General features: G+C 43.9%; 7 protein-coding genes. All 7 read left to right on the top strand.

Annotation, left to right across the window (positions count from 1 at the left end; all coding sequences use genetic code 11):
• A partial coding sequence (locus tag CVN76_RS31810; protein WP_232732253.1) for a hypothetical protein occupies window positions 1-226 on the top strand: 226 nt, incomplete at its 5' end.
• Between the two features lie 25 nt (window positions 227-251).
• Complete coding sequence (gene pruA, locus CVN76_RS15390) at window positions 252-1,799, top strand: L-glutamate gamma-semialdehyde dehydrogenase (protein ID WP_100532002.1); 1,548 nt, start codon at window positions 252-254, stop codon at window positions 1,797-1,799.
• A gap of 18 nt (window positions 1,800-1,817) precedes the next feature.
• Window positions 1,818-3,011: an ornithine--oxo-acid transaminase gene (locus tag CVN76_RS15385; RefSeq protein ID WP_100532001.1), complete on the top strand. Its 1,194-nt coding sequence runs from the start codon at window positions 1,818-1,820 to the stop codon at window positions 3,009-3,011.
• Between the two features lie 16 nt (window positions 3,012-3,027).
• Complete coding sequence (locus tag CVN76_RS15380) at window positions 3,028-4,302, top strand: Glu/Leu/Phe/Val family dehydrogenase (RefSeq protein WP_061143432.1); 1,275 nt, start codon at window positions 3,028-3,030, stop codon at window positions 4,300-4,302.
• Window positions 4,303-4,339: 37 nt separating this feature from the next.
• Entirely contained in the window at window positions 4,340-4,594 is a 255-nt protein-coding gene (locus tag CVN76_RS15375; RefSeq protein ID WP_100532000.1) for a hypothetical protein, read from the top strand.
• A gap of 348 nt (window positions 4,595-4,942) precedes the next feature.
• A complete protein-coding gene (locus tag CVN76_RS15370; protein WP_100531999.1) occupies window positions 4,943-5,614 on the top strand; it encodes a DUF975 family protein in 672 nt (223 codons plus the stop codon).
• A gap of 185 nt (window positions 5,615-5,799) precedes the next feature.
• A complete protein-coding gene (locus tag CVN76_RS15365) occupies window positions 5,800-5,979 on the top strand; it encodes a hypothetical protein (RefSeq protein ID WP_061143429.1) in 180 nt (59 codons plus the stop codon).
• Window positions 5,980-6,378: the final 399 nt, after the last annotated feature.

The following is a 6,378-nucleotide window of genomic DNA, read 5'->3' as shown; positions in this document are numbered from 1 at the left end:
CTTTTTCATGATGAATCAGTTTGGCACGAAAATTGCATCTAGTAAAAGTGTTGCGGTTGAATGTGCAAAATACGAATTAGAGCAAAAAATAATGGCATCTATGACGATTTTGCCCCGAACATACTGCTTTTCATGGCAAATTTCATGCAAAATATTAATTTTTTTAAATAAAATGAAAAGTTGGCACGGAAATTGCTTGTTTAATAAGCGAGAAGTAAAAATATAAATTAACTTTAGGGAGATGAGCCATAATGGTCCAACCATATAAACACGAACCATTTACTAATTTTAAACTCGAAGAAAACGATAAAGCTTTTCAAGTGGCATTGAATGAAGTAGCTAATGAGTTAGGGAAGAAATACCCGCTAATCATTAATGGTGAAAAAGTGTTTACTGATGAAGTCATTACCTCTGTAAACCCGGCAAATAAAGAAGAAGTTATCGGAGAAGTTTCCAAAGCGAATAAGGATTTGGCCGAGCAAGCCATGCAAGCGGCAGATAAGACATTCCAAACCTGGAGAAAAACGAAAGCGGAAGTCCGTGCCAATATTTTATTCAGGGCTGCAGCCATCGTTCGCAGAAGAAAACATTATTTCTCGGCGCTATTGGTTAAAGAAGCAGGAAAGCCTTGGAATGAAGCGGATGCAGATACAGCGGAAGCAATCGACTTCATGGAATACTATGCACGTCAAATGCTGAAGCTTAAAGACGGCATGCCAGTGGAAAGCCGTCCGATTGAGCACAATGCATTCAGTTATGTTCCACTTGGTGTCGGTGTCATCATCTCACCTTGGAATTTCCCGTTTGCGATCATGGCAGGCATGACGACGGCGGCTCTTGTTTCAGGTAATACGGTTCTATTGAAACCAGCGAGTACAACGCCGGTCATTGCAGCTAAATTCATCGAGGTGTTGGAAGAAGCGGGCTTGCCTGCAGGAGTCGTGAACTTCATTCCAGGAAGCGGTGCCGAGGTGGGCGATTATTTAGTGGATCACCCTCGTACACGTTTCATCAGCTTTACCGGTTCACGTGATGTCGGTATCCGTATTTATGAGCGTGCGGCAAAAGTTCATGAAGGCCAAATCTGGTTGAAACGTGTCATTGCTGAAATGGGCGGTAAAGATACGATCGTCGTTGATAAAGAGGCCGATCTTGAATTGGCGGCACAATCGATCGTCGCGTCTGCATTCGGATTCTCCGGCCAGAAATGTTCGGCTTGTTCACGTACCGTCGTAGTGGAAGAAGTATATGACCAAGTCTTGAATCGTGTCATTGAATTAACGAAAGAGAAAACAGTCGGGGAGCCAACGGATGTAAACAACTTCATGGGCCCGGTCATCGATCAAGCCGCTTTTGATAAAGTCATGAGCTACGTCGAAATCGGTAAAAAAGAAGGAAAAGTTGTGGCAGGCGGAGAAGGAGACAATTCAAAAGGTTTCTTCATTCAGCCAACGATCATTGCCGATGTGGATGAGAATGCACGTGTCATGAAAGAAGAGATTTTCGGACCGGTTGTAGCCTTCTGTAAGGCAAAAGACTTCAATCATGCCATCGAGATCGCCAATAACACGGATTATGGCTTAACGGGCGCGGTCATCACGAACAATATTGAACATATCGAACAGGCGCGTGAGGATTTCCACGTAGGTAACTTGTACTTCAATCGCGGCTGTACGGGAGCCATCGTTGGATACCAGCCATTTGGCGGCTTCAATATGTCAGGAACGGATTCCAAAGCGGGCGGTCCTGATTATTTAGTTCTTCATCTTCAAGGAAAAACAACATCTGAAACGCTATAAATTTTAGGGGGAATCATCATGACAACAATTACTGAAAAATTAATCGAGCAAACAGAACAATATGGTGCAAACAATTATAATCCACTTCCGATCGTCATTTCGAAGGCAGAAGGAGTTTGGGTGGAGGATCCTGAGGGCAACAAATATATGGATATGCTTAGTGCCTATTCAGCTGTGAACCAAGGCCACAGGCATCCGAAAATCATCGACGAACTAAAAAAACAAGCGGATCGCGTAACATTGACGTCCCGTGCCTTCCACAGTGATAAATTGGGACCGTGGTATGAAATGGTTTCGCGCCTTACGCAAAAAGACATGGCACTGCCGATGAATACGGGTGCTGAAGCCGTTGAAACAGCCATCAAAGCGGTTAGACGCTGGGGCTATGATGTTAAGGGAATCGCAGAAAACCAAGCTGAAATCATTGCTTGCATCGGGAACTTCCATGGCCGGACGATGGCTGCCGTGTCCTTATCTTCCGATGAGGAATATAGAAGGGGCTTCGGACCGATGCTTCCAGGGGTCAAGCTTATCCCTTACGGTGACCTTGATGCATTGAAAGAAGCGATTACACCGCAAACGGCTGGATTCCTAATCGAACCGATCCAAGGTGAAGCAGGAATCATCATCCCGCCTCAAGGGTTCCTGAAAGAAGCTTATGACTTATGTAAAGAAAATAATGTTTTATTCGTTTCTGATGAAATTCAATCAGGACTTGGCCGTTCAGGAAAAATGTTCGCCTCTGACTGGGATGGAGTCGTTCCGGATATGTACATTTTAGGCAAGGCACTAGGCGGCGGGGTTTTCCCGATCTCTTGCGTAGCTGCAAACCGTGAAATCCTTGGTGTATTCAATCCTGGTTCACATGGTTCTACATTCGGCGGCAATCCGTTGGCATGTGCGGTTTCCATCGCTTCATTGGAAGTCCTCGAGGAAGAGAAGCTTGCGGAACGTTCGTTGGAGCTTGGCCAATACTTTATGGATCGCTTGAAAGAAATCAAGAATCCTATGATTAAAGATATCCGCGGCAGAGGCTTATTCATCGGAGTGGAATTAACGGAAGCGGCAAGACCTTATTGCGAGCAGCTTAAAGAAGAAAAGTTACTTTGTAAAGAAACGCATGATACAGTCATCCGTTTTGCACCGCCGCTTGTAATCACGAAAGAAGATCTGGACTGGGCAATCGAACGCATCAATAAAGTTTTATCCTAATTACTATCCCTATGAGGTGAATCCATTGAGTACATCGATCAAAGAAGAAAAAGAAACTGCCAGCTTGCTAGAATCAACACAGGTCGTAATCAAGGAGGCGCTCGGCAAGCTTGGCTACTCCGAAGAAGTGTTCGAGCTTTTGAAGGAACCTCTTCGTATGCTGACCGTCCGCATCCCAATTAAGATGGATGACAATACGACGAAGATATTCACCGGATATCGGGCGCAGCATAATGATGCAGTCGGGCCGACAAAGGGCGGAATCCGGTTCCATCCCGAAGTCGATGAGGAGGAAGTCAAGGCGCTTTCCATGTGGATGAGCTTGAAATGCGGCATTGTGAATCTGCCTTATGGCGGAGGAAAAGGCGGCATCATCTGTGATCCGCGCCAAATGTCGATAGGTGAATTGGAAAGGCTTAGCCGCGGGTATGTCCGGGCGATCAGTCAGATAGTCGGGCCGACGAAAGATATCCCGGCCCCGGATGTTTATACGAATTCACAAATCATGGCATGGATGATGGATGAATACAGTAGAATAAGAGAACACGATTCTCCTGGGTTCATTACCGGCAAGCCCCTAGTCCTTGGTGGTTCACATGGAAGGGAAAAGGCCACGGCGCAGGGTGTCACGATTTGTATCGAAGAAGCGGCCAAACGTAAGGGCATTGAACTGAAGGGTGCACGGATCATCGTCCAAGGGTTCGGGAATGCTGGAAGCTTTTTAGCCAAATTCATGCATGATGCAGGCGCGAAGGTGATTGGCATTTCAGATGCATACGGGGCGATATATAATCCGGATGGCCTGGATATCAATTACCTACTTGATAAAAGGGACAGCTTTGGAACGGTTACGACACTATTCGAAAATAAGATCACCAATCAAGAGCTTCTCGAGCAAGATTGTGATATTTTAGTGCCTGCCGCCATTTCCAACCAGATCACCAAGGAAAATGCCCATCTTATCAAAGCCCAAATTGTCGTGGAGGCAGCGAATGGACCAACCACTTTGGAGGCAACCAAGATCTTGACGGAACGCAATGTGCTTCTCGTGCCGGATGTATTGGCAAGTTCAGGCGGTGTGACGGTTTCTTACTTTGAATGGGTACAAAATAATCAAGGGTACTATTGGGAAGATGAAGAAGTCCAAAGAAAATTAAAAGATCTATTGGTCAACTCATTCAACCAAGTGTATGAGATGTCCGAGACAAGGAAAGTGAATATGAGGTTGGCGGCTTACATGGTGGGAGTCAGGAAAATGGCAGAAGCCTCGATATTCCGCGGCTGGGTATAAGCTTTGGCCAAATAATGAAGAGTGGAGGAGTGATTCCGTGCTAAAACCGATTCATGCAATTGAATGTGCTCAGAACGGGACTGTCGAACAGGTTTACGTTCAAAAGAATTCCTATGTTTATGAATGGGAGAGGCTCTTTCTAGTGAAGACGGAAGATGGGAAATTGATCGATGTTTCAATAGGTGCGAGTGGTCACATTACTGAAATTAATGTCACGGCAGGGGATCCTATAAATAGAAAGCTTCCTTTAGCTTTGCTCCAAGACGATTTTATTATAACTGGCTCTGATTGAAGATGAATAAGAGGGTGTTCCAAAAGCGGAGGCGTTTCTGCTTTTGGGATGCTCTTTTTTTATCTTTTTCAAGCCGCGGATTATATGAAAGTCTTCGCTGCCTGGCGAGGGTTTTTCTTCATGGAATGGTAACGCTCAAAGGCATATACTTATTTACCCATTCATAGACTGTTAGGGAGGGGGCCGACCCTTCGAATGGTTCTTTTTTAATGTGGGAATTTATACCCACATATGGTTGGAATATGTTAAACTCTAAACGAGTAATAAACAAATGAATGGCTTTTTTTACTGAATATCAAATGATTTCAGTGATTCTGCCGTTTAAAAAAAGGGGAGATCAATTAAAGGATGAGAATATCCGAGTTAAAAAAGAAAGGTCTTGAATCGTTAAAAGGTAAATGGGGAATAGCCGTTTCACTCATGCTGCTCTTGTCCTTGATCAATGTCGTTTTTCCTTTCATTGTCGAAGTGATCGGAAGCGGGGGCTTCGCACAATGGTTCGAGCAAGAAGGATCGCCGTTATGGTCGGATATCTTCGGAACGATACTGTCTATCGTCTTAATACCGCTGACGATAGCGACCACTTGGTTCTACCTGGACCTAGTCAGGAAAGGAAACCCTGAAATCACCGAAGTATTCGCTATTTATAAAGATGGAAAAACCTCGATGAAGCTGATTGGCGGTTCAATTTTACAAGCTATTTTCCTATTCTTATGGACATTATTATTAATCATTCCGGGTATCATCAAAAGCATCGCCTATTCTCAACTGTTTTTCTTATTGAAGGACCATCCGCAATATACAATACTGGAGGCCATTACAGAGAGCAGAAAAAGGATGAATGGATTGAAATGGAAATACTTCCTCATGAACCTGAGTTTCATAGGCTGGGGATTCCTTTGCATCTTTACCGTGGGAATTGGTTTATTATGGCTGATTCCTTATATCGGGACAACACTGGCAGCATTTTATAATGAACTAATCGTCCCGCAGGAAGACGAGCAGCAAATCGATTCATAAGACTGTGACCGATGGCGAAATCGCTATCGGTTTTTTTGTGTCTTTTCCCAAGGATTCCTGCAGTATGAGAAGGTTCAGCAAAGAAAAAGTTGCGTTTCATGCGGTATCTCCCTTAAAAAGGATAAACTGTCATTTCAACTGATGTATAATGGAATGGAGAGTTTGCCATTTAGGGGGATTACATAGTGAGTAGTTATAATATTGCGGATATCATATATCAATTGTTTTTCCTTGCCTTTTTCATTTTGATCATTGTTGGTGCCATATCTTTTTTTCGATCCATGAAGCGCAGGAAAACGAGACTGGATATCATGGAAAAGAAGCTGGATGATTTGCATCGGCAGCTAAGGAAGAGTACTGATTGACGGCTGCATGATGCAGTGGTCAGAGTGTAGACAAACTCCATCAAGGCGGGTTTGTCTTTTTTTTTAGGTATCGATATTTGTCCTTAAAGGAGATAATCCGTCCGATGTGGTACATAATTCGTCCTACTTGGCATGTAATCCGGCCGTTCAGGCAAATAATCCGACCTACTTGGCAAATAATTCGTCCGTAATGGAGATAATTCGACCGATGTCCATCGTTTTGGAGCTCTTGAATTCTGACCTCTTCATTTACTGCAATGTTGCGGCTATTAAGATATTTTGAAATAATTTACAGGAAGGTTCTGTTCGTGAAGTTGGGGTCTTTATCGGAACCTTTGAGAGACATAAAGAAATGGAAAAAGAAAGGGTAATGTAAAAAATAAGCAATTATACATGGCG

Source organism: Bacillus sp. mrc49 (genome assembly GCF_002803435.1).
The sequence above is the reverse complement of the archived record's forward strand: the minus strand, read 5'-3'. Positions and strand labels throughout refer to the sequence as shown.

Excerpts from the sequence above, each read along its gene's own strand:
- CVN76_RS15385 (WP_100532001.1), top strand. The coding sequence starts at position 1,818 with ATGACAACAATTACTGAAAAATTAATCGAGCAAACAGAACAATATGGT.
- pruA (WP_100532002.1), top strand. The coding sequence starts at position 252 with ATGGTCCAACCATATAAACACGAACCATTTACTAATTTTAAACTCGAA.
- CVN76_RS15370 (WP_100531999.1), top strand. The coding sequence starts at position 4,943 with ATGAGAATATCCGAGTTAAAAAAGAAAGGTCTTGAATCGTTAAAAGGT.